The organism is Microcella alkaliphila, assembly GCF_002355395.1.
GTDB classification, from domain to species: Bacteria; Actinomycetota; Actinomycetes; order Actinomycetales; family Microbacteriaceae; genus Microcella; species Microcella alkaliphila_A.
In genome coordinates, this window is record NZ_AP017315.1 from 463401 (window position 1) to 485636 (window position 22236).

25 protein-coding genes and 1 pseudogene are annotated in these 22236 nt (G+C 70.7%); 13 read left to right on the forward strand and 13 right to left on the reverse strand.

Going from position 1 to position 22236, the window contains the following annotated elements; genetic code table 11:
- Positions 1 to 2: 2 nt before the first annotated feature.
- Together CPY97_RS02170 and CPY97_RS02175 are read right to left on the reverse strand one after the other, a co-directional pair.
- Positions 3 to 674 carry a potassium channel family protein gene (locus tag CPY97_RS02170; RefSeq protein ID WP_096420439.1) on the reverse strand — a complete coding sequence of 224 codons (672 nt, stop codon included), beginning with the start codon at positions 672 to 674 and terminating at the stop codon, positions 3 to 5.
- The gene (locus CPY97_RS02175; protein ID WP_231924011.1) at positions 667 to 2124 is read right to left on the reverse strand and encodes a TrkH family potassium uptake protein; all 1458 of its coding nucleotides are present in this window, start codon (positions 2122 to 2124) and stop codon (positions 667 to 669) included. Before CPY97_RS02175 ends, CPY97_RS02170 begins: the two co-directional genes overlap by 8 nt.
- Positions 2125 to 2231: 107 nt before the next feature.
- Between CPY97_RS02175 and CPY97_RS02180 the strand changes: the two genes are divergently transcribed.
- From CPY97_RS02180 to CPY97_RS02190, 3 genes are all read left to right on the forward strand, one after another.
- Positions 2232 to 2735 (forward strand): ArsR/SmtB family transcription factor, encoded by a 504-nt coding sequence (locus tag CPY97_RS02180; RefSeq protein WP_096420441.1) that lies wholly within the window; start codon positions 2232 to 2234, stop codon positions 2733 to 2735.
- A gap of 123 nt (positions 2736 to 2858) precedes the next feature.
- Positions 2859 to 3053 (forward strand): helix-turn-helix domain-containing protein, encoded by a 195-nt coding sequence (locus CPY97_RS02185; protein ID WP_096420443.1) that lies wholly within the window; start codon positions 2859 to 2861, stop codon positions 3051 to 3053.
- A gap of 106 nt (positions 3054 to 3159) precedes the next feature.
- On the forward strand, positions 3160 to 3258 hold the full coding sequence (locus tag CPY97_RS02190) for a 30S ribosomal protein bS22 (protein ID WP_003792170.1): 99 nt from the start codon (positions 3160 to 3162) through the stop codon (positions 3256 to 3258).
- A gap of 52 nt (positions 3259 to 3310) precedes the next feature.
- On the opposite strand, the gene CPY97_RS02195 is transcribed toward CPY97_RS02190, so the two are convergent.
- Positions 3311 to 4102, reverse strand: a complete 792-nt coding sequence (locus tag CPY97_RS02195; protein ID WP_096420445.1) for an HAD family hydrolase — start codon at positions 4100 to 4102, stop codon at positions 3311 to 3313.
- Between the two features lie 36 nt (positions 4103 to 4138).
- Here CPY97_RS02195 and CPY97_RS02200 point away from each other — a divergent pair, with 36 nt between their 5' ends.
- Genes CPY97_RS02200 through CPY97_RS02210 form a run of 3 tightly spaced genes read left to right on the forward strand, consistent with a single transcriptional unit; the run spans position 4139 to position 5464 of the window.
- On the forward strand, positions 4139 to 4393 hold the full coding sequence (locus tag CPY97_RS02200; protein WP_096420447.1) for a glutaredoxin family protein: 255 nt from the start codon (positions 4139 to 4141) through the stop codon (positions 4391 to 4393).
- Entirely contained in the window at positions 4390 to 4686 is a 297-nt protein-coding gene (locus CPY97_RS02205) for a Dabb family protein (RefSeq protein ID WP_096420449.1), read from the forward strand. The genes CPY97_RS02200 and CPY97_RS02205 overlap by 4 nt, the downstream gene beginning before the upstream one ends.
- Positions 4687 to 4732: 46 nt before the next feature.
- Positions 4733 to 5464, forward strand: coding sequence for an SOS response-associated peptidase (locus CPY97_RS02210; RefSeq protein WP_096420451.1), 732 nt, complete (start codon positions 4733 to 4735; stop codon positions 5462 to 5464).
- 747 nt (positions 5465 to 6211) lie between these two features.
- Here the strand turns inward: CPY97_RS02210 and CPY97_RS02215 are convergent.
- A complete protein-coding gene (locus CPY97_RS02215) occupies positions 6212 to 6727 on the reverse strand; it encodes a thermonuclease family protein (protein ID WP_096420453.1) in 516 nt (171 codons plus the stop codon).
- Positions 6728 to 7013: 286 nt separating this feature from the next.
- Between CPY97_RS02215 and CPY97_RS02220 the strand changes: the two genes are divergently transcribed.
- From CPY97_RS02220 to CPY97_RS02230, 3 genes are all read left to right on the forward strand, one after another.
- Positions 7014 to 7418 (forward strand): hypothetical protein, encoded by a 405-nt coding sequence (locus tag CPY97_RS02220; RefSeq protein WP_096420455.1) that lies wholly within the window; start codon positions 7014 to 7016, stop codon positions 7416 to 7418.
- A 67-nt stretch (positions 7419 to 7485) separates the two neighbouring features.
- On the forward strand, positions 7486 to 8091 hold the full coding sequence (locus CPY97_RS02225; protein WP_096420457.1) for a DUF305 domain-containing protein: 606 nt from the start codon (positions 7486 to 7488) through the stop codon (positions 8089 to 8091).
- The gene (locus tag CPY97_RS02230; protein ID WP_150129164.1) at positions 8088 to 8984 is read left to right on the forward strand and encodes a WD40/YVTN/BNR-like repeat-containing protein; all 897 of its coding nucleotides are present in this window, start codon (positions 8088 to 8090) and stop codon (positions 8982 to 8984) included. Before CPY97_RS02225 ends, CPY97_RS02230 begins: the two co-directional genes overlap by 4 nt.
- A 12-nt stretch (positions 8985 to 8996) precedes the next feature.
- Here the strand turns inward: CPY97_RS02230 and CPY97_RS02235 are convergent, their stop codons facing one another.
- Genes CPY97_RS02235 through CPY97_RS02245 form a run of 3 tightly spaced genes read right to left on the reverse strand, consistent with a single transcriptional unit; the run spans position 8997 to position 14987 of the window.
- Positions 8997 to 9773, reverse strand: a complete 777-nt coding sequence (locus tag CPY97_RS02235; protein WP_096420461.1) for a DNA-formamidopyrimidine glycosylase family protein — start codon at positions 9771 to 9773, stop codon at positions 8997 to 8999.
- A 4-nt stretch (positions 9774 to 9777) separates the two neighbouring features.
- Positions 9778 to 14352, reverse strand: a complete 4575-nt coding sequence (locus CPY97_RS02240; protein ID WP_096420463.1) for a DEAD/DEAH box helicase — start codon at positions 14350 to 14352, stop codon at positions 9778 to 9780.
- Positions 14349 to 14987, reverse strand: a complete 639-nt coding sequence (locus CPY97_RS02245; protein WP_096423285.1) for an alpha/beta hydrolase — start codon at positions 14985 to 14987, stop codon at positions 14349 to 14351. The genes CPY97_RS02240 and CPY97_RS02245 overlap by 4 nt, the downstream gene beginning before the upstream one ends.
- A 114-nt stretch (positions 14988 to 15101) precedes the next feature.
- Here CPY97_RS02245 and CPY97_RS02250 point away from each other — a divergent pair, with 114 nt between their 5' ends.
- On the forward strand, positions 15102 to 15644 hold the full coding sequence (locus CPY97_RS02250; RefSeq protein ID WP_096420465.1) for an NUDIX hydrolase family protein: 543 nt from the start codon (positions 15102 to 15104) through the stop codon (positions 15642 to 15644).
- Positions 15645 to 15943: 299 nt separating this feature from the next.
- Here CPY97_RS02250 and CPY97_RS02255 read toward each other — a convergent pair whose 3' ends face one another.
- The 3 genes from CPY97_RS02255 to CPY97_RS02265 all read right to left on the reverse strand — a co-directional run bounded on the left by CPY97_RS02255 (position 15944) and on the right by CPY97_RS02265 (position 18793).
- Positions 15944 to 16462 (reverse strand): GNAT family N-acetyltransferase, encoded by a 519-nt coding sequence (locus tag CPY97_RS02255; protein WP_161494042.1) that lies wholly within the window; start codon positions 16460 to 16462, stop codon positions 15944 to 15946.
- A 70-nt stretch (positions 16463 to 16532) separates the two neighbouring features.
- Positions 16533 to 18008 (reverse strand): DEAD/DEAH box helicase, encoded by a 1476-nt coding sequence (locus CPY97_RS02260; RefSeq protein WP_096420469.1) that lies wholly within the window; start codon positions 18006 to 18008, stop codon positions 16533 to 16535.
- A gap of 260 nt (positions 18009 to 18268) precedes the next feature.
- Entirely contained in the window at positions 18269 to 18793 is a 525-nt protein-coding gene (locus CPY97_RS02265; protein WP_096420471.1) for a hypothetical protein, read from the reverse strand.
- 35 nt (positions 18794 to 18828) lie between these two features.
- Here CPY97_RS02265 and CPY97_RS02270 point away from each other — a divergent pair, with 35 nt between their 5' ends.
- Together CPY97_RS02270 and CPY97_RS02275 are read left to right on the forward strand one after the other, a co-directional pair.
- On the forward strand, positions 18829 to 19389 hold the full coding sequence (locus CPY97_RS02270; protein ID WP_096420473.1) for a hypothetical protein: 561 nt from the start codon (positions 18829 to 18831) through the stop codon (positions 19387 to 19389).
- 10 nt (positions 19390 to 19399) lie between these two features.
- Positions 19400 to 19702, forward strand: a complete 303-nt coding sequence (locus CPY97_RS02275) for a DUF427 domain-containing protein (protein WP_096420475.1) — start codon at positions 19400 to 19402, stop codon at positions 19700 to 19702.
- Positions 19703 to 19752: 50 nt separating this feature from the next.
- Here CPY97_RS02275 and CPY97_RS02280 read toward each other — a convergent pair whose 3' ends face one another.
- Together CPY97_RS02280 and CPY97_RS13625 are read right to left on the reverse strand one after the other, a co-directional pair.
- Positions 19753 to 20208, reverse strand: coding sequence for a SprT-like domain-containing protein (locus CPY97_RS02280; RefSeq protein ID WP_096420477.1), 456 nt, complete (start codon positions 20206 to 20208; stop codon positions 19753 to 19755).
- A 70-nt stretch (positions 20209 to 20278) separates the two neighbouring features.
- Positions 20279 to 20611, reverse strand: a pseudogene (locus CPY97_RS13625) (PQQ-dependent sugar dehydrogenase); the annotation flags it as partial.
- Positions 20612 to 20954: 343 nt separating this feature from the next.
- On the opposite strand from CPY97_RS13625, the gene CPY97_RS02290 reads away from it, so the two are divergent.
- Positions 20955 to 21323, forward strand: coding sequence for a group I truncated hemoglobin (locus CPY97_RS02290; protein ID WP_096420479.1), 369 nt, complete (start codon positions 20955 to 20957; stop codon positions 21321 to 21323).
- A 12-nt stretch (positions 21324 to 21335) separates the two neighbouring features.
- Here CPY97_RS02290 and CPY97_RS02295 read toward each other — a convergent pair whose 3' ends face one another.
- The gene (locus tag CPY97_RS02295; RefSeq protein ID WP_096420481.1) at positions 21336 to 22187 is read right to left on the reverse strand and encodes a spermidine synthase; all 852 of its coding nucleotides are present in this window, start codon (positions 22185 to 22187) and stop codon (positions 21336 to 21338) included.
- Positions 22188 to 22236 lie beyond the last annotated feature (49 nt).

Below are 22236 nucleotides of genomic sequence, written 5' to 3' on the forward strand. Positions count from 1 at the left end.
CCTCAGTCGTCGAGCGAGGCGAAACGGTCAATGTCGCGCTCGGTGCCCGAGCAGATGATGAGGTCGTGGTTTGACACCACCGTCTGCTCGGTGGCATAGGTGAACGGCTTGCCGGGGCTCTTCACGCCGACCACGGTGATGTTGTATTTCGTGCGCACCTGCGAGTCGGTCAGTGACAGCCCGCGAATCGCCTTCGGCGGGTACATCTTCACCATCACGAAGTCGTCGTCGAACTCGATGAAGTCGATCATGCGCCCCGAGACCAGGTGCGCAACTCGCTCGCCGGCCTCGCGCTCGGGGTAGATGACGTGGTTCGCCCCGATGCGGGCCAAGATCTTGCCGTGCGACTGGCTGATCGCCTTCGCCCAAATCTGCGGCACCTTCAGGTCGACCAGGTTTGCCGTGATGAGAACGCTCGACTCGATCGACGAACCGGTCGCGACGACCGCGATCGAGAAGTCTTGCGCGCCGATCTGCTGCAACGCGTCGATCGACCGCGCATCCGCCTGCACCGTGTGGGTGATGCGATCGGCCCACTTTTGCACGAGCACGTGGTCTTCGTCGACGCCCAACACTTCGCGGCCCTGGCGCTGCAGTTGTCCGGCGGTCGCGGCGCCGAAGCGCCCCAGTCCGATGACGAGAACGGGGGCGTCGCGCCGAATGCGTTCAACCAACGATGGGCCTCTCTTCAGCTCGGCGGAACAGTTGGCGTCGCTGGCTCGCGGCGAGCGCAGCGGCGAGCGTCACTGTACCAACGCGGCCCGCCCACATGGTCGCGGCCAGCGTGTACTTCGCGGCGTCGGGCAGCTCGTTGCTCGTGAGCCCGGTCGACAGGCCGCACGTCGCGAACGCACTGATGACGTCAAACAAGACGTAATCGAGCGGTGCCTTCGTGATGTGCAGCACAATGATCGACGAGGTCGCCACGATCGTCGCGCCCCACAGCACGATCGACACGGAGACGCGCAGCACATCGACAGGAATCCGTCGGTCGAATGCCTCCATGTCTTTCACACCGCGTGCCTCGGCGAAGGCCGCCAAGAACAGCACGGCGAGCGTCGTCACCTTGATGCCGCCCGCGGTCGACGCCGACCCGCCGCCGACGAACATCAGCATGTTCATGCCGAGCAGGGTCGAGCCGTTCATGGCGCCGACGTCGATCGGGCTGAAGCCGCCCGAGCGGGTCATGACCGACAGGAAGAAGGCGTTGAGAGGCCGATCGACGGGGGACTGCCCGCCGATGGTGCTGCCGTTGTTCCACTCGAGCACCATGATCAGCATCGTGCCGAGCACGATCAGAATGAGCGTCGTGAACAGCGTCAGCTTGGCGTGCACGCCAAGCCGTGCCCGAAACCGCGCGAGGCGGAACAGCGCGAAAATCACCGGGAAGCCCACGGAGCCGAGGAAGACCCCGACGGCGATCGTCAGCAGCATCCAGGGGTCGGAGACGAACGGCTCCATGCCGTCGACCAGAGGGACGAAGCCCGTGTTCGTGAAAGCGGATGCGGCCAGGTAAAAGCCCTGCCACGTCGAGTCCCAGAGCGAAAAGCCGGCCGTGAGCAGGCGGGGGAAGATGGACGCAAACAGCGCTAGCTCGATGACGAGCGTGCTGAGGGCGACCGTGCCGAGCAGGCCGCCAATCTCTCCAATACGGATTGCCTGCGAGTCGTTGCCGGCGCCCGAGGTGACGCGCGACTGGCTCGCGTCGTTCACCGCGAGCAGCTTCGCGCGCAGCCCCAGGCGGCGCGACACGATGAGGCCCATCACGCTCGCGAGCGTCAGCACGCCGATGCCGCCCACCTGGAAGGCGAGCAGCACGACGCCGTGCCCGAACGCCGACCAGTGGGTCGACATATCGAGGGTGACCAGCCCGGTGACGCAGATCGCTGAGACCGCCGTGAACAGCGCATCCGCGATGGGGGTGGGCTCGCCGCTCGCGCTCGAAATCGGCAGGGCGAGCAGCGCGGTGAAGATCAGAATCAGCGTGGTGAAGATGACGATGGCGAAGCGGGCGGGCGACGACACCAGGTGGCGATCGACAAACGCTTGGATGCGCGCGGGCACCGAAGCGGGAACGCCGCGTCCCGGTGTCATCACCGGTCGCACGTGCGGACCTGCGGCCATGCTGTGCCTCCTTGGCCCATTCGGCCGGTCGACATGGTACTCCCGGCCCCGGCTCAACTAGCCTGGTGAGATGGTACTCCCGGCCCCGGCTCAACTAGCCTGGTGACATGGCCGACATTTTCACTGTGATCGCCGACGCTACCCGCCGCGAGCTGCTCGGGCACCTGCTCGACGCAACCCTGTCGCCGGACAACAAGGAGGGTGAGCTCGCGGTCAGCGAGCTGGTCGACCGCATGGATGCGACCCAGCCGACGGTGTCAAAGCACCTGAAGGTGCTGCGCGACATCGGCCTCGTCCAGGTGCGGGAGGAAGGCCAGCATCGCTACTACCGCCTCGACTCGACGCCGCTGGAAGACGTCGAAGACTTCCTGATTCCTTTCCTGACGGTCGACTTCGACGAGGAACACGGCGAGGGCGGCGCAGCGTTCGCGGCCTGGGCGGGCGTCGACCTGACCGGCCCGGCGAGCACAATCGGTCGGGCGGCGGCGGACGCCTCCCACCAGGCCCGCACGGTCATCCACGAGGCGCAGGAGCGCCTGCACGTCGTGGGCGACAGACTGCACGACGCACAGGAGACGGTCGTGAAGCGCCTGCCCTGGCGCAAAGACTGACCTCCACGGTCGGCCGAGTCACCCCCTGTTTTGGCGTCTTTACTTACGTCACACCAGCCCCTACTGTGAACACGGCGCACGGGCATGCAGGTCCGCGCCGTCGGTTAATCGACAGGACGACAGATGACTCGCGATCTCTCGGAGGTTCGCTTCCTCACGGTGGCTGAGGTCGCCGAGATGATGCGCGTGTCGACCATGACCGTCTACCGCATGGTGCACGCGGGCGAGCTGCCGGCGATCCGCTTCGGGCGGTCGTTCCGAATCCCCGAGTCGGCCGTCGCCGACGCGATTCGCCCGGGCCTCAGCGACGTCGGCTGACCGTCCCGTCTGCGGCGCGCCTCCCGACTGCGATAGACTCTCCCGGTTATCGACGCGGTTCTGAACGGACCGTGAGTCCGTTCGTTCATTCGATCAAAGGATTTGTATGGGTTCTGTTATCAAGAAGCGCCGCAAGCGGATGGCCAAGAAGAAGCACCGCAAGCTGCTGCGGAAGACGCGTCACCAGCGTCGCAACAAGAAGTAGGGCCTAGCGCCCGACAGCCAGCGCCTCGCCGAATCGGCGGGGCGCTTCGGCGTTAGCGGGCGTGGTTAGCGACGGCGCGCGCCTCGCGGCGCACCCGTCGCCGCTGGGCGCGGATGCTCGCCGCACCCGCCGTGATGATCGGCCAGCTTCGGGCGCGCGCGTACCGCTTCAGCGCCGCATCAGGGTTCACGACGACGCGGTTGCCGGCCAGCTCGAGCAGGGGGATGTCGTTGCGCGAGTCGGAGTACGCCCAGCAGTCGTCGAGACGGGCGTGCTTGTCGACGGCGAGGTCTTTGGCCGCGAGAGCCTTCTCGGTGCCGTGCATCACGTGGCCGAGCAGCTCGCCCGTGAAGATGCCGTCGACGTCGCGGATGCGCGTGCCGATCGCGCCCGTCAGTCCGAGCCGCTCAGCGATGACGCGTGCGCACGCCTCCGGGGTCGCCGTGATCAGCCACACCTCGTGGCCCTTGTCGAGGTGGTCTTGGGCGAGGCCGACGGTTTCCGGCAGCAGCAGCTTCTCGATGCGCTTTTCGTAGGTTTCGACCGTGAGGGATTCGAGCTCCTCGATCGTGTGGCCCTCGATCAACTCGAGCGCCCGGTCGCGCACCGCCAGCTGGTGGCGGTGGTTCTCGCCGACGGCGATGAAGCGCATCTGCTTCCAGGTGAAGCGCAGGATGTCGCGCCACGTCACGTAGCCGCGCTTCCACGCCGCCCAGCCGAGGTGGTACACGCTCGCACCGCGCATGAGCGTGTTGTCGACGTCGAAGAAGGCGAGAATCGGGGTTGGGCTCGGGGGAGCGCTCGGAGTTTCCCCGGTCGTCGCGTCGTCGTCGATAGCGGCCATCAGCGTCCAGTCTAGGCACGGGCGTAGGCTTGCCCTGTGTCGCGCATCGAGGTCCTCCTGCTCACGAAGCCCGGGTGTCACCTCTGCGACGACGCCCGCCCGATCGTCGAGCGGGTCGTCGCAGATGAGCCCCAGGCCGAGCTGGTTGAGCGCGACATCACCACCGACGAGGCGTTGAACGCCCGCCACTGGGACGAGATCCCCGTGGTGATGGTCGATGGTGCCGTGCATTCCATCTGGCGCGTCGACGAGTCGCGCCTGCGCCTGGCGCTGAAGGAGAAAACAGCATGATCCGCCACGTGGTGTTCTTCCGTCTGGGGTCGAGCGAGGCTGAGCGGGCCGCCGATATCCGGCGTTTTGCCGCGCCGCTGGAGGCGCTTGTGGGGGTGATCCCCGGGTTGCGGTCGCTGACGGTCGGCGCCGACATCGGGCTGCTTGAGGCCAACTGGCACGCCGTGTTGATCAGCGAGCACGACGACCGTGAGGCGCTCGCCGTGTACGCCAACCACCCCGCGCACATCGAGGCCGCGACGATCGTGCGCTCGCTGATGATCGACCGGGCGACCGTCGACTACGAGGTCTGAGGGCGGGGATGCACGGGGCGCGTCGGGTGCGTCCGCCGCGTCGCTGATGTGCGGTCGGTACGCGAATACGAAGAGCGGTGAGGAACTCGGCCGTTACTTCGAGGCGGACGAAGTCGATGACGTCGCGATGCCCGCGAGCTGGAACATCGCCCCCACCCAGCAGGTGCCGATCGTCGTTGACCGGCTGTCGAAGACCGACCCCGACGAGGTGCCGCCCAGTCGGCTCGTGACGAGCGCGCGGTGGTCACTCGTGCCCCGCTGGGCGACGGAGCTGACGAGCAAGTACCCGACCTTCAACGCCCGCAGCGAGACGGTGAGCGAGAAGCGCACATTTTCCGGGGCGCTGGTGCGCTCGCGGGCCTTGTTGCCGGCTGACGGCTACTACGAGTGGCACACCGTGACGGGAGCCGACGGCAAGCCGGTGAAGACGCCGCACTACATTCACGACCCGGTGGAGGGCGAGCTGTCGTTCGCGGGGTTGTACTCGTGGTGGCGGCCGCCGGTGGCCGACGGGCAGGAGCCGGTGCCGTGGATGCTGACGGCCACGATCTTGACGCGCGCCGCGTCGGGACCGGCGGCGAGCATCCACGATCGGGCGCCGGTGATGCTGCCTCGCGAGCTGGTCGACGAGTGGCTCGACCCGACGGTCGAGGGCGACCAGGCGCTGGTGGATGCGATGGTCGCCGAGAGCGAGGCCGTGCTCGAGCGGCTCGAGCTGCACCCGGTCGCGCCGCTGCGCGGCGACGGCCCGCACCTGATCGAGCCGCTCGCGCGCTGACACACGCCGAACGTTGCCGCGCACGCCCACGCGCAACGTTGCGCGTGCGCGGCGGCACACGTGGTGCCGTGAGCGCCGGCTTCCGCACGGCGAGCCTCGAACGTCGAGCCTCGTCCCCGCGAGCCGTCATGCTCGAACTCAACTGTCGCCTTACGCCCGCCCCCATACCCGCACGAGCACCCGACCCCGACCCCGCACCCCGCCCGACTGCTCTGCTGTAGGAACTCCTACAGCAGAGCAGTCGCTGTGACCCCGGCGCACCTTTCCGGGTCGACCAGATCGTGGAGCACAACGTCACCGTCCCGACGCTGAAACCCCGATCGAATGCACGCCGAAGGTTGCGTCGCACGCGCTACGTTGCATGTGCGCCACACTCTTTGCCGTGCCTTTGGCCCCGTCGACACGACCGCGGTGGGGAGTTCGCGGCTCACACCACCTACTCCGGCTCACACGGCGCCTGCGGCGCGATCTGCAGCGAAGACGCCGCGCACAAGAAAGGTGACCGTGGCCACGTAGCCGACGATCGGCGCGGTGCCCGGCGATCCATGCGTCGGCGGATGCAAGCGTCGCCTTCGTGCGAATGCCGATTCTCTGGTTGTGACGCAGAGCGTCCCTGCTCGCGACAAAAGCCATCGCCGCCGCTGCCGCACTGATAACGAGCAACCCGAGGGTCGGTCCGAGAAGGGGATGCATGTCACACGTCGGTAGTCGACCCCACCTCAACGATGCGTCACGCCCAGCCCATCCCTACAGGCAGGCACCCCACAGCCCGAGCCCGCCCGCCTGGGCGGCCGCCTCGGCGACGAGGATCTCGTCGCGGTAGCGGAAATTCGGCGCGTAGTGCAGCTCGCGCGCATAGCCCTCCTCGACGAGGGCGAGGTTGATGAACGTGCCGTCAGCGGCGAACAGATACATCAGCTCGCGCTCGAACCGATCCTGCGGGTCGATGTCGTACTCGAAGCCGATGCGGGTGCCCACCGGCGCCAGCCGGGCGAGAGCGTTTGTCGCCTCGTCGGCAAAACACTCGGGAGCCGGCCGCAGTTCGGGGGTGTCGATCCCGATGAGGCGCACGCGCAACTCCTCGCCGTCGACCACCAGCCGCAACGTGTCGCCGTCGGTGATCGACGCCACCACTCCGGTCGGGCGGCCGTCGATTCCGTTCGACCGCTGGTCGAACTCGGTGAGGAGGGCGCAGCCGCCGAGGCCGACCGTGAGAGCTGCGGCGAGCATCCCGAGAAGGGGGCGCAGGTGGGCACGCGGCATCCCGTGAGATTACCGGGCCGCTCGCCTCACGCCCGGGTATGCGGGTTACTCTGACCTCAATCGGCACCGTTCGCCGACCGCCCCGCACCCCAGGAGCCCGCATCGCCGTCGGGCCAGAGCGCGGTGCAGGCTGCGGCATCCCGCGTGTCGTCCTCGTCCTCGCCTGGCGCCCAGCGATCGGCCGCACCGCGCGCCCCCGAAGTCGACCCCGGTGCGCGAGCTCGACGGTGATTGACACGACTGCCGCCGCTGTCGATACCCAGGGCAGCGTGGCACAATACCTCCCGTGGGTATGTCGATCCTGACGCGCATCGCGCGACTGGCCGCCGCGATGGCGCTCGCCGTCGCTGGCGTCGCGATGGTGTCGCACCACATCGGAAGCGACAGCCACGTCGTGACCGTCCACGAGCATCCCGCCGCGGCGACCAGCGAGGCCCCCGTCGGCGAGCCCCATCATCACGGCCTCGAATCTGAGCACGAGCACGAGCACGAGCACGGGCACGATCACAGCCTGCTGCTCATGGGATGCGCGGCGCTCGTCGTCGCGCTGCTCGCGTCGCTGCGCTACGCCCCTCCCGCACCCGGGCTCGTCGGGTTACATCCCGTGGACGCTCCGCGCACCGTGACACCGCACTCCAGCGCCGAGCCCGCACCGCCTCCTCTCGATCAACTCTGCGTGCTGCGGAGGTGACGGTGGCTCTCGAGCACGCGCTCGAGCCACCGACCTGTCACCTCCCCTCCCACGAAAGGTTGTTCCCATGCGTATTTCGCGCACGTCTGCGGCGTTCGCTCTTGCCGCCGCGCTGACCCTCACTCCCGTGCTCGCGGCGTGCACTCCCGCCGCAAGCCCCGGGGGTTCCGCGACCCCCACCCCCTCCGTCGACGACGGTGCCCCCTCGCCCGCCCCGGCCGACGTCATGTTCGTGCAGATGATGATTCCGCACCACGAGCAGGCGATCGAGATGTCCGAGATCCTGCTCGCGAAGGACGGTATGCCTGCCGAGCTGCGCGAGCTTGCCGAGCAGATCGCCGCCGAGCAGGGCCCCGAGATCGAACGGATGCGCTCGTGGTTGCGCGATTGGGGCATGCCCGAGATGGGTGACATGGCCGGCGGCCACGGCGGCCACGGCGGCATGGACGGCATGCTGTCGGAGGCCGAACTCGACGAGCTGCGTGACGCCGAGGGCGATGAGGCCGTTGTACTGTTCCTGCGGCAGATGATCGCCCACCACGAGGGTGCGATCGACATGGCGCGTGACGTGATCGACAACGGCCGCCACCCGGATGTGCGCGCCCTCGTCGACGACATCATCGCCTCGCAGCAGGCCGAGATCGAGCTCATGACCGAATGGCTGGACCGGTGACCGCGCGCCGTGCCTCAGCTCTCGCCGCTCTCGGAGCGGTCGCCGCGACCGCGCTCGTGCTCACGGCGTGTGCGCCGCCCGACGGACTCAGCCCCGACGGCTTCGCGCCGGCGCCGGAGGCGGCGGCCGTCGATCCCGGGGTGACGCACGTCCACGCCCTCGACGTCGACGAGCGTGCCGGTGTCGCCCGCATTGCGACGCACTACGGCATCTACGCAGCCGAGCTTGTTGACGACGGGTCGGCGCAGGCGGCGCGCGTCGGCGAGTGGCAGGGTGACGCGATGGGCATGGCCCGCGTGAGCGACAGCATCCTGTTTTCCGGCCACCCGGCCGAGGGTGAGCCGGGCCCCGCGAACCTGGGCGTTGTGGCGTTCGCCGACGACGGCACCACCTCGGTGATCGCGCTCGACGGCGAGGTCGACTTCCACGCCATGGCGGCGCACGGTAGCCGCGTGGCCGGCTGGGATTCGGCGACCGGCGGCGTCTTCCTGAGCGATGACGGCGGCGCGACGTGGAGCACGGGCGCTGTCACTCCGATTCGCAGTCTGGCCTGGGCGCCGGACGGCGTGACGCTACTCGGCACCACCGCCGACGGACTCGTCGCCTCCACCGACGGCGGCGCCACGTTTGAGCAGGTTGACGGGGCTCCGCTGCTCGTGCTGCTCGCCAACAACGAGGCGGATGCGGCGCTCCCGCGCGTCGTCGGCATCGACACGGAGGGCGCCATTCACGTGTCGGCAGACGGCCGCGAGTGGTCGGCGGTGGGAGAGTCACCGATCCTGCCGGAAGCGATCGCCGTCACCGCGAGCGGCCGCATCGCGATCGCCGACACGAGCCTGGCCCTCGTCTCCGACGCAGACGGTCGCAACTGGCAGAGCCTGTTCCGCTACTAGCGGCGGGGTCGCCTACCGCTGGCAGCTCGGGCAGTACCAGGTGATGCGCTCGCTGAGCGCGTCCTCGCCGAGCAGCCCGCGCCGGATCGGCGTGCCGCAGCGCCGGCACGGCTTGCGGTCGCGGTGGGCGACCCACAGGCGCTTGTCGCGTCGGGTGTCGCCGGTGGTCGTGCGTTCGTTGCGGTCGCGGTTGGCGCGAATGAGCCGCACGGCGAGGTCGAGCGCGGCGGCCGCGTCGGTTTCCCCGACCGGGGTCTCGGGCAGCACGCCCCGCAGAAACAGCGTCTCGTTGCGGTAGTCGTTGCCGAGCCCGGCGATCACCCGCTGGTCGAGCAGGGCAAGCCCGATCGGCCGCTCGGGGTCGGCGGTCAGCCGGGCGAGCGCCTCGTCGCGGTCGAACTCGTCGCGCAGCGGGTCGGGCCCGAGGTGGTCGATGAGCGTGCCCTCCTCGGCGCGCGGCACGAGGTCGAGCTGGCCGAGCGCGAAGCCGACGGCCTGCACGTCGCCGGCCTCGAGCACGATGCGGGCTTCGAAGGCGGGGCGTCGCCACCGATCGCCGCGCCGGTATACGTGCCAGACGCCCTCCATCTTCACATGCGAATGGATGCTCGTGGTCGCCGTCCGTGTGACCAGGTGCTTTCCGAACGCTTCCGTGCCCTCGACGGTTTCGCCGCTCAGGTCGACGGTGGCGTGCTGCGGCGCGCGCACGTCGCAGCGCGTGAGCAGCTTGCCGGTGAGTGCCGCGTCGAGCCGCCGGGCAGCGCGGTGGACGGTGTCTCCCTCGGGCACGGCGTCACACCCTCAATCGGAGGCCCTGCGGGGTTGCGACGAATCCCGCGGCGGTGAGCGCGTCGGCGAGGGGCGTGCCGAACACGCTGTGCTGGTTGACCCGTTCGACTCGCAGGCTGCGCAGCCGCGCCCGCACGGTCGTCGCCAGGTCCGTCGCGGCGGCGGCGAGTTCAGCCTCGTCGTCGGTGAAGGTCAGGGCGCTCTTGCCGCCGCGTTCGAGGTAGACGGCGAGGTGCCCGTCAACGAGGGCGACGAGCGAGCCGGCCTTGCGCCCCGGGCGGTGCTTCGTCGACTCGCCGCGTGCTTCGGCGGCCGCGTCGACGCGCGCGTCGGGCCAGGGCAGGGCCGCGCCGTAGGGGTTGGCGGGGTCGGTCGCGGCGAGCACGACCGCCTGCAGGGCGGGGGCGGCGTCGGGGTCGCGGGTGAACGTGCGCAGCCGGTCGACCGTTGCCGGCGTGCCGAACTGGGCGGCGCCGAGGTGTTCGACGAAGTAGCCGCGGCGCACGCGCCCCGCCTCTTCGAGCCGGGCGAGCACCGTGTAGAGCAGGGCGAAACCGCCGGCGACGTCTTCGGCCTGAGCCGCACCGCGGGTGACGACGCCGTGCCGCTCGAGCAGGCTCTCGGCGAGGTGCGCGGTGCGCCGCGTGACGTCGTCGTCGCGCTCGGGCAGCAGCGCCCAGCGCCCGGCCGCGGTGGGTGGGCCGGTGCGGGCCGACAGAGCCGAGCCGCCGACGGCCGCCGATCCGCGCATCCCGGAGCCCGATGGCCGCGCGTACCCGCCCATCGTGCGCGAGCGCGCCCGCGGTGCCCGCCGCTTTCCCGCCGTGCGGCTCGTTGTCGACCCGAGCAGCGCGCGCACCGGGGCGATCGTGTCGTTGGTGAGGTGCCCCGACCAGACGAGGCTCCACAGGTCAGTGACGAGCCCCGCGTCGTCGGCGTCGTGCAGTGCGCCGGCCAATTGCCGGAAGAAGTATCCGCCGCCGCCCTCGAGCAGCGAGACGATGCGCTGCTGCCGCTCACTCACCTCGTCGGCGCCCGGCGGCCGCAGGCTCAACGGTGCGAGCTCGGCCAGGTGCAGGCTGAGCCAGCCGTCATTGCCCGGCAGTGCGCCCTCGCCCGCCCACACGACCTCGCCCGACGCGGTGAGCTCGTCGAGCCAGGCCGGCGAGTAGTCGCGCACGCGAGCGGGCAGAACGAGCGACTCCCAGGCGCTTGCCGGCAGCGCGACGCCCTGCAGCTGCTCGATGGTCTGCAGCACCCCGTCGATGCCGCGCAGGCTGCCGCCGACGTGCTGCCACGCGGGCAGGAACCGCCCGAGAGACCCGGCGCTCACCGGCTCGATCTCTTTGCGCAGGGCCGCGAGGCTGCGGGTGCGCAGCCGGCGAAGCACCTCGGCGTCGATCCACTCGGAACCCGCGGCGTCGGGACGGAACTCGCCCTCGATGACGCGACGATCCGCGCCCAGGCGACGCAGCGCATCCCGCACCACCGCTGTTCCCATGCCGTAGCGCTCGGCGACGTCCGCGAGCGCGAACGGCCCGTGCGTGCGGGCGTAGCGGGCAACGAGGTCGCCGACCGGGTCGGGCACCTGTTCGAGGAACGCGGTCGGCACCCCGATGGGCACGGGGGTGCCGAGAGCGTCGCGCAGGCGGGCCGCGTCTTCGACGGCGGCGAATCGGGGATGCGCGGCGATCGTCACCGCGACCGCCCGGTTCGCGCGGGTCAGCTCGGCAAGCGCCGCGTCGACATCGAGCCCGTTCACCGATCGCAGCCGCACCTCGTCGTCCGACAGCGGACCGAGCAGGCGCAGCAGGTCGGCGACGCCCTCCGTATCGCGGGCCCGCCGCTCGGGGGCGAGCCGCTGCAGTTCAGCCTCGACATCGGCGATGACGCGGGCGTCGAGCACCTCGCGCAGCTCGGCGCGGCCGAGCAGTTCGGCGAGCAGCGTCGAGTCGATGCTGAGCGCGGCCGCCCGGCGCTCCGCGAGCGGACTGTCTCCCTCGTACAGGTACGCGGCGACGTAGCCGAACAGCAGCGAGCGGGCGAACGGCGACGGCGACGGCGTTTCGACCTCGACGACCCGCACCGAGCGCTGCGCGATTTGCGTTGCGAGCGCGGTGAGCGCATCCAGGTCGTAGACGTCGCTCAGCACCTCGCGCAGCGTCTCGAGCGTGATGGGGAAGTCGGGGAACTCCTGCGCAACCTCCAGCAGCTGCCCGGCCCGCTGGCGTTGTTGCCACAGCGGGCTGCGGCGGCCGGGGTCGCGCCGCGGCAGCAGCAGCGCGCGCGCCGCGCACTCGCGGAAGCGGCTCGCGAACAGTGCCGAGCCGCCCGCCTCGGCGGTCACGAGCTGCGTCAGCTCGTCGGCGTCGAAGAGGAGGAGGTCGGCGCCGGGCGGTTCGGCGTCGGTGTCGGGCAGCCGCACGACGATGCCATCGTCGGCCGCGATCGCGGCCCCGTCAACGCCGTGCCGCTCGCGGATGCGCGCCGACACCGCGAGCGCCCACGGCGCGTGCACGCCGAGCCCGTACGGCGAGTGCATGACGAGCCGCCAGTCGCCCAGCTCGTCGCGGAAGCGCTCGACGACGAGGGTCGTGTCGCTCGGCAGGTGCCCCGTGGCGGCGATCTGCTCGACGAGGAGGGCCTCGAGGTTCGTAATCGCGCGCTCGTCGAGGCCCGCGGCGGCGAGGCGGATGCGGCGCTCACCGCTGTCTGCGGCCCCCAGTTCGCGCGTCGTCGCCCCGAGCGCCCGCCCGAGCTCGGCGGGGCGACCGAGGCCGTCGCCCTTCCAGAACGGAACCTTGCCCGGCTGGCCGAAGGCGGGGGTGACGATGACGCGGTCGCGGGTGATCTCGTCGATGCGCCAGCTGGTCGCGCCGAGCGCGATGACGTCGCCGACGCGCGACTCGTAGACCATCTCCTCGTCGAGTTCGCCCACGCGGCGGCCGGGCCCGTCGCCGGCGAGGAAGACGCCGAACAGGCCGCGGTCGGGAATCGTGCCGCCGCTCGTGACCGCCAGCCGTTGCGCGCCGGGCCGCCCGGTGAGGGTGCCGTGCACGCGGTCCCACACGATGCGGGGCCGCAGTTCGGCGAAGCGGTCGCTCGGGTACCGGCCGCTCAACAGATCGAGCACCGCCTCGTAGGCCGAGCGCGGGAGCGACGCGAACGGGGCGCTCCGGCGCACCTGGTCGAACCACTCGTCGATGTCGGCCGGCTCGAGCGCGACGTGGGCGACGGTCTGCTGGGCGAGCACGTCGAGCGGGTTCGCCGGAACCCGCAGCTCCTCGATGAGGCCCGCGAGCATCCGTTCGCCGGTGACGGCCGCGTGCAAGACGTCCATGCGGTGCTTGGGCACGAGCACGCCGCGGCTCACCTCGCCGACCTGGTGCCCGGCGCGGCCGATGCGCTGCAGTGCGCTCGCGACGCTCGGCGGAGATTCGACCTGAATGACGAGGTCGACGGCGCCCATGTCGATGCCGAGCTCGAGGCTCGAGGTCGCGACGACGCAGCGTAGGCGCCCCGCCTTCAGGTCGTCCTCGATGTCGGCGCGCTGGTCTTTGCTGACCGAGCCGTGGTGCGCCCGGGCGAGCAGGTCAGTCGTGTCCGCACGTTCCGCGTAAATCTCGTTGAGCCGCGCCGTCAGCCGCTCGGCCAGTCGCCGCGAGTTGACGAACACGATGGTCGAGCGGTGTTCGAGCACCCGGTCGACGATCGACTCTTCGACGTGCGGCCAGATCGACGGGTTCGCGGGCGCGCCGGACGCGTCGGGGTCGTCGTCCTCGTCGGATGCTCGCGGCGGCTGCGTCATGTCATCGACCGGCACCGAGATGGTCAGGTCGAACGTCTTGGCGCTCGGCGGCTGCACGATCTGCACGGGGGTCTGTCCGCCGAGGAACCGCGCGACCTCGTCGACGGGGCGCACGGTCGCCGACAGTCCGATGCGCTGAGCGGGGCGGGCGAGCCGGGCGTCGAGCCGCTCAAGAGTGAGGGCGAGGTGGGCTCCGCGCTTCGTGCCGGCCACGGCGTGCACCTCGTCGACGATGACGGTCGTCACGCCGCTGAGGGTCTCGCGCGCCGACGAGGTGAGCATCAGGTACAGGCTCTCGGGGGTGGTGATGAGGATGTCGGGGGGCGTGCGCTGCAGGGCCCGGCGCTCTTGCGTCGGGGTGTCGCCGCTACGCACGCCCACCGTGATGGGCGGGGTGGGGGTGCCGAGCCGGGCAGCGGTCGCGGTCACGCCGATGAGTGGGGCGCGGAGGTTGCGTTCGACGTCGACGCCGAGGGCTTTCAGCGGGCTGACGTAGATGACGCGGGTGCGCGCGGCGCCCTCGTCGTCGCGCGCGGCCTCGGCGGCGCGGGCGCTCGGGTCGGCCACGAAACGGTCGATTGCCCAGAGGAAGCTGGCCAGTGTCTTGCCCGAGCCGGTGGGGGCGACGACGAGCGCGTGGCGGCCGGAGGAGGTCGCGTCCCACGCTCCGAGCTGCGCGGCCGTCGCGCCGGGGAATGCGCCGGTGAACCACTCGCGGGTCGCGGGGGTGAAGCGGCCGAGGACGGTGTCGGCGTCGGGCGCCTCGGTCACGACTGCGTTTCGCGTCGGTGCTGCTTCAGGAAGGCCAGCACCTCGTTCAGTTCAGACTCGCTGACGGCGTGCCCGAGCCCCTCGTAAATGCGCTCGGTGAGGTCGACGTGATTTGGCAGCCAGCGCTGGGCGTGCTCGACGAAGCGGGGTGGGATGACCTCGTCGGCGGTGCCGCGCCCCCAGAAGACGGGCGGGCGCCGGGCGGCGAGTCGGGCATCCGCCGGGGCATCGCCGTCGAGGACGAAGCCGGCGAGGCTGACGGCCCACGCGAAGCGTTCGGGGGCGTGGCGCATGAGGTGCACGGCCATGGCGCCGCCCTGGCTGAAGCCGATGACGCCCACGCTGGAGGGGTTCTGGGTGTCGAGCCAGTGCAGGATCCCGCGGGCGGCGGAGTCGCCGCCGTCGATGCGGGAGGCGTTGAGTTCGGGGTCGAGGTCGTACCAGGCGAAGCCGGGGCCGGCGGCGCGGGGCGCGCGCAGGGAGGCGATGACGGCGTCGAGGGGCAGGTAGGGGGCGAGCCCGAACAGGTCGCCTTCGCTGCTGCCGTACCCGTGCAGCAGCACGATGAGCGGCCGCCCCGCCCGGTCGGCTTCGGGCGCCGACCACATGATGGCGCTCGGGTCGATCAGCTGCATGCCGCTCACGGGCCCATCTTTGCAGTCAGATCTGACAGTCGGTTCGGGATGCTCGGCCCCGGTTCAGGATCGACCCCCCGGCGCGCACGCGGGCGCCTGCGGTATGAATGGGGCATGGCTTCGACGCGCACCCCCGACCCGGATTCTGGCTGGCTGTCTGACGAGGAGCTCACCGAGGTGCGCCGCCGCCTGCCGATTCTCTACGTGGAGGCGGTGCCGGTGCGGCTGGACGGCGTGGGCGTTGTTACCGAGGTGGGAGCGCTGTTGCGGGTGAATCCGGCCGGGTCGATCACGCGCACGCTCGTGTCGGGGCGCGTGATGTACGGCGAGACGTTGCGCGATGCGCTGTACCGTCACCTCGAGAAGGATCTGGGCCCGATGGCCTTCCCGCAGTTGCCCGCGTCGCCGGTGCCGTTCTCCGTGGCGGAGTATTTCCCGTTCCCATCGCCGACCCGGTTCGACGACGACCGTCAGCACGCGGTTTCGCTCGCGTTCGTCGTGCCCGTGACGGGAACGTGCGACCCCCGCCAGGATGCGCTCGAGCTCACCTGGCTCACCCCGGAGGAGGCGGCCAGCGACCGCGTCTCGAACGAGATGGAGGGCGGACGCGGCGCTCTGCTGCGCACGGCCCTCGCCTCGGTCGGCGTCCTGCCGTAGAGAGTTTCTTTCGCGGCGGACCCGCGGCAACTCACCCGCCCACCCCAGCGACTACTCCGCTGTAGGAACTCCTACACCCGAGTAGCCGGTCGAACCCGTGCGCGGCGCCGCCAACTGTAGGAACTCCTACACGCGAGCAGCCGCCCGCGGTCCCGCACGCGGTTGCAAACTGTAGGAACTCCTACAGCGGAGTAGTCGCGGGGACCCCCGCACGCATCCCAGCGGCTGCACGCAGCGAAACTCGCCGAAACCTGGCGCGGCGGGCCCTCCAGGCGGCGCAACTCCGCGTCGCCCCGGACTCAGCGCACCATGCGCGAGCAGTGGGTGCCGTCCCACGGTTCGTACGGGCGGCCGAACCCGTCTAACGCGAAGCCGTGCTTCTCGTAGAAGCGGGCGGCGCGGGTGTTCGCGGTCACGATCCAGAGGTAGGCGGGGCGCTCGCCGAGAACGGCGTCGAGTAGTCGCGCGCCCAGCCCCGACCCCCACGTCGAGCGCCGCGTGTACAGCGAGTCGAGCTTGGTGTCGCGCGGGGCTTCCGCGTCGATCGAGGGTGCGCTGCGGGCGAGCCCCACGAGCTCGCGTGCGCCGGTGATCGGGTCATGCTCCACGGCGACGACCACGACCGAGCCCGGCACGGTCGCATCCGCGTCGCCCGCCGAGAGGTACGACGCCCACTCGGCGCGCGCCGTCTCGATCGTGTTGCACGCCAGAAAGCGCGGGCTCAGCACGCCGTCGTACACCTCGGCGAAGCACTGCAGGTGCAGCCGGGCGATCGCCTCGACGTCGTCAGCGGTAGCGGAACGAATCAGCGGCGGCACCCGAACAATCTAGGTGCCGCCGCTGACCGACGCTGACCGCACGGGCGATCAGAGAAATGGATACGCGGAACTATCGTCCGCGACGTTGACCCCCGCCGTTCTGGCGAACGACCTGGCCGACGCGCACCCCGCCGCCGGTGCCGCCCGAACCCGAGCCGGCCGGGGCCGACGCCCGCCGCGACCCGCCTCGGCGGGCACGCGGGGCCGCCGGCGCCTCAGCGCTGCGGTGCCCCTCGCTGCGGTGCCCCTCGGCGCGGTGCTGACTCTTTCCCCCACCGCGCGCCGCCCGCTTGCGCTGCGCGTTGGCGCCGGTCGAGCGTCCACCGCCCTGGGGCTGCGGACGCAGCACGGCCGGCATGTCGGCGGCCGCAACGCGCGGCGCCACCTCACCGACGAGCGCCGCAACCGCGGGCGAGTCGGCGTTCACCGCAACAGGCTGAACCTGAATCGACGCCTTGCGCAAGAGGGCCGCGGTGTCGCGACGCTGCTCGGGCAAGACGACGGTGACGACGTCGCCCGAGGCTCCGGCGCGGGCCGTGCGGCCCGAACGGTGCAGGTACGCCTTGTGCTCGGTCGGCGGGTCGACGTGCACGACGAGTTCGATGTCGTCAACGTGCACTCCGCGGGCCGCGACGTCGGTCGCGACGAGCACGCGCACGCTTCCGTCGCCGAACGCGGCGAGGTTGCGCTCACGCGCAGCCTGCGACAGGTTTCCCTGCAGGTCGACGGCAGGAATCCCCGCCGCGGTCAGTGTGCGGGCGAGCTTCTTCGCCTGGTGCTTGGTGCGCAGGAACAGGATGCGGCGGCCGGCTCCCGACGCCAGTCGCGTCACAAGCGCCTTCTTCTCGTCAACGCCTGCCACCTCGAACACGTGGTGGGTCATGTCGACCACGGGCGAGTGCGCCTCGTCGACTGAGTGCAAGATCGGATCACTCAGGAAGCGCTTCACCAGCTTGTCGACCCCGTTGTCGAGGGTCGCGCTGAACAGCAGGCGCTGCCCCGTAGCGGGCGTCGCCGCGAGGATGCGCGTCACACCGGGCAGGAATCCCAGGTCTGCCATGTGGTCGGCCTCATCCAGCACGGTAATTTCGACGTCGGCGAGCGACACGTGGCCCTGCTTCATGAGGTCTTCGAGGCGGCCGGGCGCGGCCACGACGATGTCGACGCCGCGGCGGAGCTGCGCCACCTGCGGGTTCTGCGAGACCCCGCCGAAGATCGTCATCGCGGTCAGGCCGTAGGCCTTCGCGAGCGGCTCGATCGTGGCGAGAATCTGGCTGGCGAGCTCGCGGGTGGGGGCGAGCACGAGGCCGAGCGGGTGGCCGGCGCGGCGGCGGGCCGCCGTGCGCATGCCGATGCGCGCCACCATCGGAATGGCGAACGCGAGCGTCTTGCCCGAGCCGGTCTTGCCGCGGCCGAGCACGTCGCGCCCGGCGAGCGTGTCGGGCAGCGTGTCGACCTGAATCGGGAACGCGCTGGTCTTGCCCTGCTCGGTGAGGGCCTCGACGAGGGGGTACGGCACGCCGAGCGTGCTGAACGTGGTGGTCATGGAGTGGTGCCTTTCAGGCTTGCGGTGACTCCCGGGCGCACGCGGCCACGGCTGATGTCAGCGGGCTGGATGCACGGCGCACGTCTCAAACGGACGGCTCGGTGAGTCGGGTGGCGACGGCGGCGGTGGCCGCAATCATTTCGCCGTCAGAAAGTGTCGAATCGCTCCGCGCGAGTCAGTGCGCGATGTGCGAGAAGAGGAAGCGTTCTACGACGCGGGCGGCGCCACAACGGGGCCGCCAGTTCCTCAACCCTAGCAGGTCAGGTGTTCCACCCCGGGGCGAGGCGCTTCAGCGCCCGCGCCCGCAACTGCCAGAACACCCAAAACCCGGCCGTCACGAACGGCGTCAGCACTCCTGCCTTGACGGTCAGGGTGTCGCGGAACCGCGTGCGCTCCGCGGCGCTCGAGGCGGCACCCGCACCCGCGCCGGACCCGGAGACCGGTCGCGCCCCACCCGGCGCCGCCGAGATCGCCATCTGGTGGTGCCAACTCCGCACGATGCGCATCGGCCCCGACAGCGGACCGCCGGTGTCGTGCACCGTGCGCACCCCGGGGGCGACCTCGTCGGAGAGGCGGATCAGTTGCGTTCCCATGGGAAGCACCCCGAGCATCCGCAGTTTCACGCGGTGGTCGCCGCCCGGCCAGCGCTCGGGGAAGCCGCCCGGCTCGAGCGACTCGACGGTCGTCCACGGACCCGACACCGCGCGGAACACGGCGGGGGAGTGGACGGCCTCCCACGCCGCGTCGGGCGAACAGTCGAGGATGAGATCCAGCGTCACACGCATGGAACCAGTGTGCGGCCCCTCGCTACCATCGGGCTGTGACCCAGCCGCATGACGAGAACCCCGACGCCCAGGAGCGCTACCAGGTGCGCGTTGACGTCGGCCTCGACGGCGCTCGACGCATCGGCGAGACGGCCCACCTGCTCGTGTGGTGCGACGCGATCGCGACCGAGGACGTGCCGCTGAACGCGCTGCCCCCGCACGTCGAAGTGATCGACGCGCGGCTCGGTGCCGCCGACGCGATCGCACGGCGCCTGCTCGAGCTGCAGGCCGCGCGCGGCGAACGCACGATGGTCGCCGTCGTCGCCGCGGGCAGCCCCATCGAGACCCCCGACGGCTTCCCCGTCGAAGACGTTCTGTTGGCGGGCGCCATCGTGGATGCTCTCGGCACCGTCGGCATCGACGCGACGAGCCCCGAGGCGGCCGCGTCCGCCGCCGCGTTCAGCGGCCTCCGCGGCGCCGTGGGCCACATGCTCACGGCCTCGGTCGCGGGGCGTCGGCTCGCCGCACACGAGGGCCCGGACGCCGTGCGCGCGGCGCGCGCCCGTCTCGACGAGCAGAGTCTGCACATCCTGCGAGAGTTCAGCATCCCGTCGTAGCGTTCCCCCTATGAAGGCGCACATCAACGGAACCGTTATCGCCGAGGCGTCGAAGGACGACCTCATTCAGATTGAGGGCAACTGGTATTTCCCGCCGTCGAGCGTGAAGAGTGAGCTGCTCGAGAAGTCGCCCACGCCGTACCACTGCCCGTGGAAGGGCGACACCCAGTACTTCACGATTACGGTCAACGGTCAGTCGTACCCCGACCGCGCGTGGAGCTACCCGACGCCGATCCCGTCGTCGTTCGACCGTGTCGGCAAGGACTACAGCAACTACGTGGCGTTCTGGAAAGAAGTCACCGTCTCCGAGTAGACGGCGTCCGAGTAGACCGCGCGGCCCCGGCCAACCCGGCCCGGCCCGAGCTATGCCGCCCGGCGATCCGTCCAGCGGATGACGTTCGCGGGGTGGAACGTGCGCGAGCACCGTCCGCACGCCACCGTGGTGCGCGGCCGCCGGAAGCGCACGAACTCGTGCCCGGCCGGGCAGCGGCCCGTCCAGCGCGCGCGCTCGGCGGCGATCTCGCCCGAGTGCGTCGTGCCCCCGACGTAGCCGAGGTCGGCCGCGATCGCCTTCCATGCCGGGCCGTGGCCCGAGCCCGGACCGGCGAGCGCGTGGGCCACTTCGTGCAGGAGGGTCTGGTGCACTTCGTCGTCGTCCCACCGGGCAGCGAGGTGCCGCGAGACCGAGATGCGCTTCTTGCCGTAGTCGCAGAGGCCTGCGCGCTTGGTGGCGTGGTCGAACGCGAAGCTCCACGAGTCGTCGAGGTGCAGCCGAATCAACGCCTCGGCCCACACCCGCACCCGATCCAGCTCGCTCATGCGCCCGATGCTAGGTGAGAGCGCCGACGTCGACCGGCCGCGACAGCCGCGCCGGGGAAAACCCGCCCCGCTACGACGCTGGGGAGAGCTCGACCGCCAGCAACCGGTCGTCCTCCGCACCGGGCGAGCCGCGTCCGTCGGTGTTGTTCGTCAGGAACCAGAGGCGTCCATCGGAGCCGAGCAGAGCATCCCGATTGCGGTCGTCACCGCCGATCCCCTCGACGACGGGCCAGCCGTAGTTGCCGCCGGGCTCGATCAGGTTCAACTCGTCCCAGGTGTTCTGGCCGAACTCGGCCGCCCAGAGCTACCCATCGCGGTCGAAGGCGAGCCCCTGAGGGTTGCGGTGTCCGATCGAGAGCACGAGCGATCCGTCGAACGGATTGTCGGCCGGCACGGTGCCTTCGTGAAGCTCGCCCACCTCGAGCGCGCCCGCCGCTCCGCTGAGCGGCCCGACCGACCACGGCGCGGCGAGCCCCGTCACGAGGGTGTCGACGTCGCCGCTCGGCAGCAGGAAGCCCTCGAGTTCCGGGTCAGCGCGAGCGCGGCTGCGCCACCGCTCGCTCCGCGCACAGAACCAGTCTGGATGCTCATCTCGTCCCCCGATATCGCCTCGCGCCGGGTGCGCCCCGGCTGTCTACCAGCCTGCGGGGGCCGCCTGAAAGGGGGGTGGGCGGCGTCGGACGTGAGAGCTACTCTCGCCTGAGCGCAGAAAAAGCGACGCGCTTTCGACACGGAAGGAGCAGGTCATGACCCTCTACGACCGGCTGGGAGGCGCCGCGGGCGTCGACGCCGCCGTTCGTGAGCTGTCGGCCCGCATCCGTGTGCACACCCTGCTCGGTCCGTTCTTCGACGACCTCGACTACGACCAGATCGTCGAGCACCGCGCCGACTACCTGGTGGCGATCTTCGGCGGGCCGGAAGCGTACGAGGGGCGCGGCATGCGCGAGTCGCACCGCCACCTCGGCCTGCGCGACGAGCACATGGATGCCTTCTTGCATCTCGTGCGCGAGACCCTCACCGACCTCGACGTGTCGCCGCTCGACATTGAGCAGACCGTCGTCGAGCTCGAACGGCTGCGCCCCGTGCTCGTCGTCCCGCAGTCGAGCGCAGACTAGCTGCGCATCCGCCTACCGCGTCGTGAAGACGCTCTTGCTGGGCGGCGGCGATGCCACCGCCGTCTGATCGCTCACGACCGGGGCGCCGGCGACCCACTTGGTCAGCGCGTCGCCCCCGAGCACCGAGGCGGGGTGCGGGCCGCGCGCGAGGAGTCGCGGTAGCCACGCGGTGGGCAGCTCGTCGATCCCGGCGGCCATGACGACGTTGCCGAAGCGGCGCGACTTCAGCACGCCCGACTCGGCGAGCGCGACCACGTCGGAGAACACGTACTGCAGGGTCGCTGCCTGCGAGCGAACGAACGCGAGCCCCGGACCGTCGGCGATGTTGACGCAGACGATGCCGTTCGGGGCGAGCAGTGCGCGCACGCTCTCGTAGAACTCGACGCTCGTCACGTGCGCCGGAATGCGGGCGCCGCCGAACACGTCGACGACGACGAGGTCGACCGCGCCGGTCAGACCTGCGGGCAGCTGCGCAAGGGTCGCCCGCGCATCGCCGTACCGCACCCGGATGCTCGCGCCGCGCGGCAACGGGAGGTGCTCGCGCACGAAGTCGACGAGGTCGCGCTCGAGCTCGACGACCTGCTGACGGGAGCCGGGCCGGGTCGCGTGAATGTAGCGGGGGAGGGTCATCGCGCCCGCCCCCAGGTGCACGGCGGTCATCGGCTGCCCGGGGTCGCCCCACTCATCGATGACGTGCCCGATGCGCTGCACGTACTCGAAGAACAGCCGGCTCGGGTCGTCGAGGTCGACGTGTGACTGCGGGGTGCCGTCGACGACCAGCTGGTACGCGCCCTGCTGCCAGCGGTCCTCGTCGATGCGGGCGAGCATCCCGTTCGACAACCAGGTCTCGATGGGCGCGGACATGCGGACAGCGTGCCACAGACCGGGGGATGCACGGGGCCGATCGCGCGGT

Bases quoted from the DNA above. Each gene is read 5' to 3' on its own strand.
- CPY97_RS02175 (WP_231924011.1), bottom strand. From the start codon at position 2,124: ATGGCCGCAGGTCCGCACGTGCGACCGGTGATGACACCGGGACGCGGC.
- CPY97_RS02180 (WP_096420441.1), top strand. From the start codon at position 2,232: ATGGCCGACATTTTCACTGTGATCGCCGACGCTACCCGCCGCGAGCTG.
- CPY97_RS02185 (WP_096420443.1), top strand. From the start codon at position 2,859: ATGACTCGCGATCTCTCGGAGGTTCGCTTCCTCACGGTGGCTGAGGTC.
- CPY97_RS02190 (WP_003792170.1), top strand. From the start codon at position 3,160: ATGGGTTCTGTTATCAAGAAGCGCCGCAAGCGGATGGCCAAGAAGAAG.
- CPY97_RS02195 (WP_096420445.1), bottom strand. From the start codon at position 4,102: ATGGCCGCTATCGACGACGACGCGACGACCGGGGAAACTCCGAGCGCT.
- CPY97_RS02205 (WP_096420449.1), top strand. From the start codon at position 4,390: ATGATCCGCCACGTGGTGTTCTTCCGTCTGGGGTCGAGCGAGGCTGAG.
- CPY97_RS02210 (WP_096420451.1), top strand. From the start codon at position 4,733: ATGTGCGGTCGGTACGCGAATACGAAGAGCGGTGAGGAACTCGGCCGT.
- CPY97_RS02215 (WP_096420453.1), bottom strand. From the start codon at position 6,727: ATGCCGCGTGCCCACCTGCGCCCCCTTCTCGGGATGCTCGCCGCAGCT.
- CPY97_RS02225 (WP_096420457.1), top strand. From the start codon at position 7,486: ATGCGTATTTCGCGCACGTCTGCGGCGTTCGCTCTTGCCGCCGCGCTG.
- CPY97_RS02245 (WP_096423285.1), bottom strand. From the start codon at position 14,987: ATGCAGCTGATCGACCCGAGCGCCATCATGTGGTCGGCGCCCGAAGCC.
- CPY97_RS02250 (WP_096420465.1), top strand. From the start codon at position 15,102: ATGGCTTCGACGCGCACCCCCGACCCGGATTCTGGCTGGCTGTCTGAC.
- CPY97_RS02260 (WP_096420469.1), bottom strand. From the start codon at position 18,008: ATGACCACCACGTTCAGCACGCTCGGCGTGCCGTACCCCCTCGTCGAG.
- CPY97_RS02265 (WP_096420471.1), bottom strand. From the start codon at position 18,793: ATGCGTGTGACGCTGGATCTCATCCTCGACTGTTCGCCCGACGCGGCG.
- CPY97_RS02275 (WP_096420475.1), top strand. From the start codon at position 19,400: ATGAAGGCGCACATCAACGGAACCGTTATCGCCGAGGCGTCGAAGGAC.
- CPY97_RS02280 (WP_096420477.1), bottom strand. From the start codon at position 20,208: ATGAGCGAGCTGGATCGGGTGCGGGTGTGGGCCGAGGCGTTGATTCGG.
- CPY97_RS02290 (WP_096420479.1), top strand. From the start codon at position 20,955: ATGACCCTCTACGACCGGCTGGGAGGCGCCGCGGGCGTCGACGCCGCC.
- CPY97_RS02295 (WP_096420481.1), bottom strand. From the start codon at position 22,187: ATGTCCGCGCCCATCGAGACCTGGTTGTCGAACGGGATGCTCGCCCGC.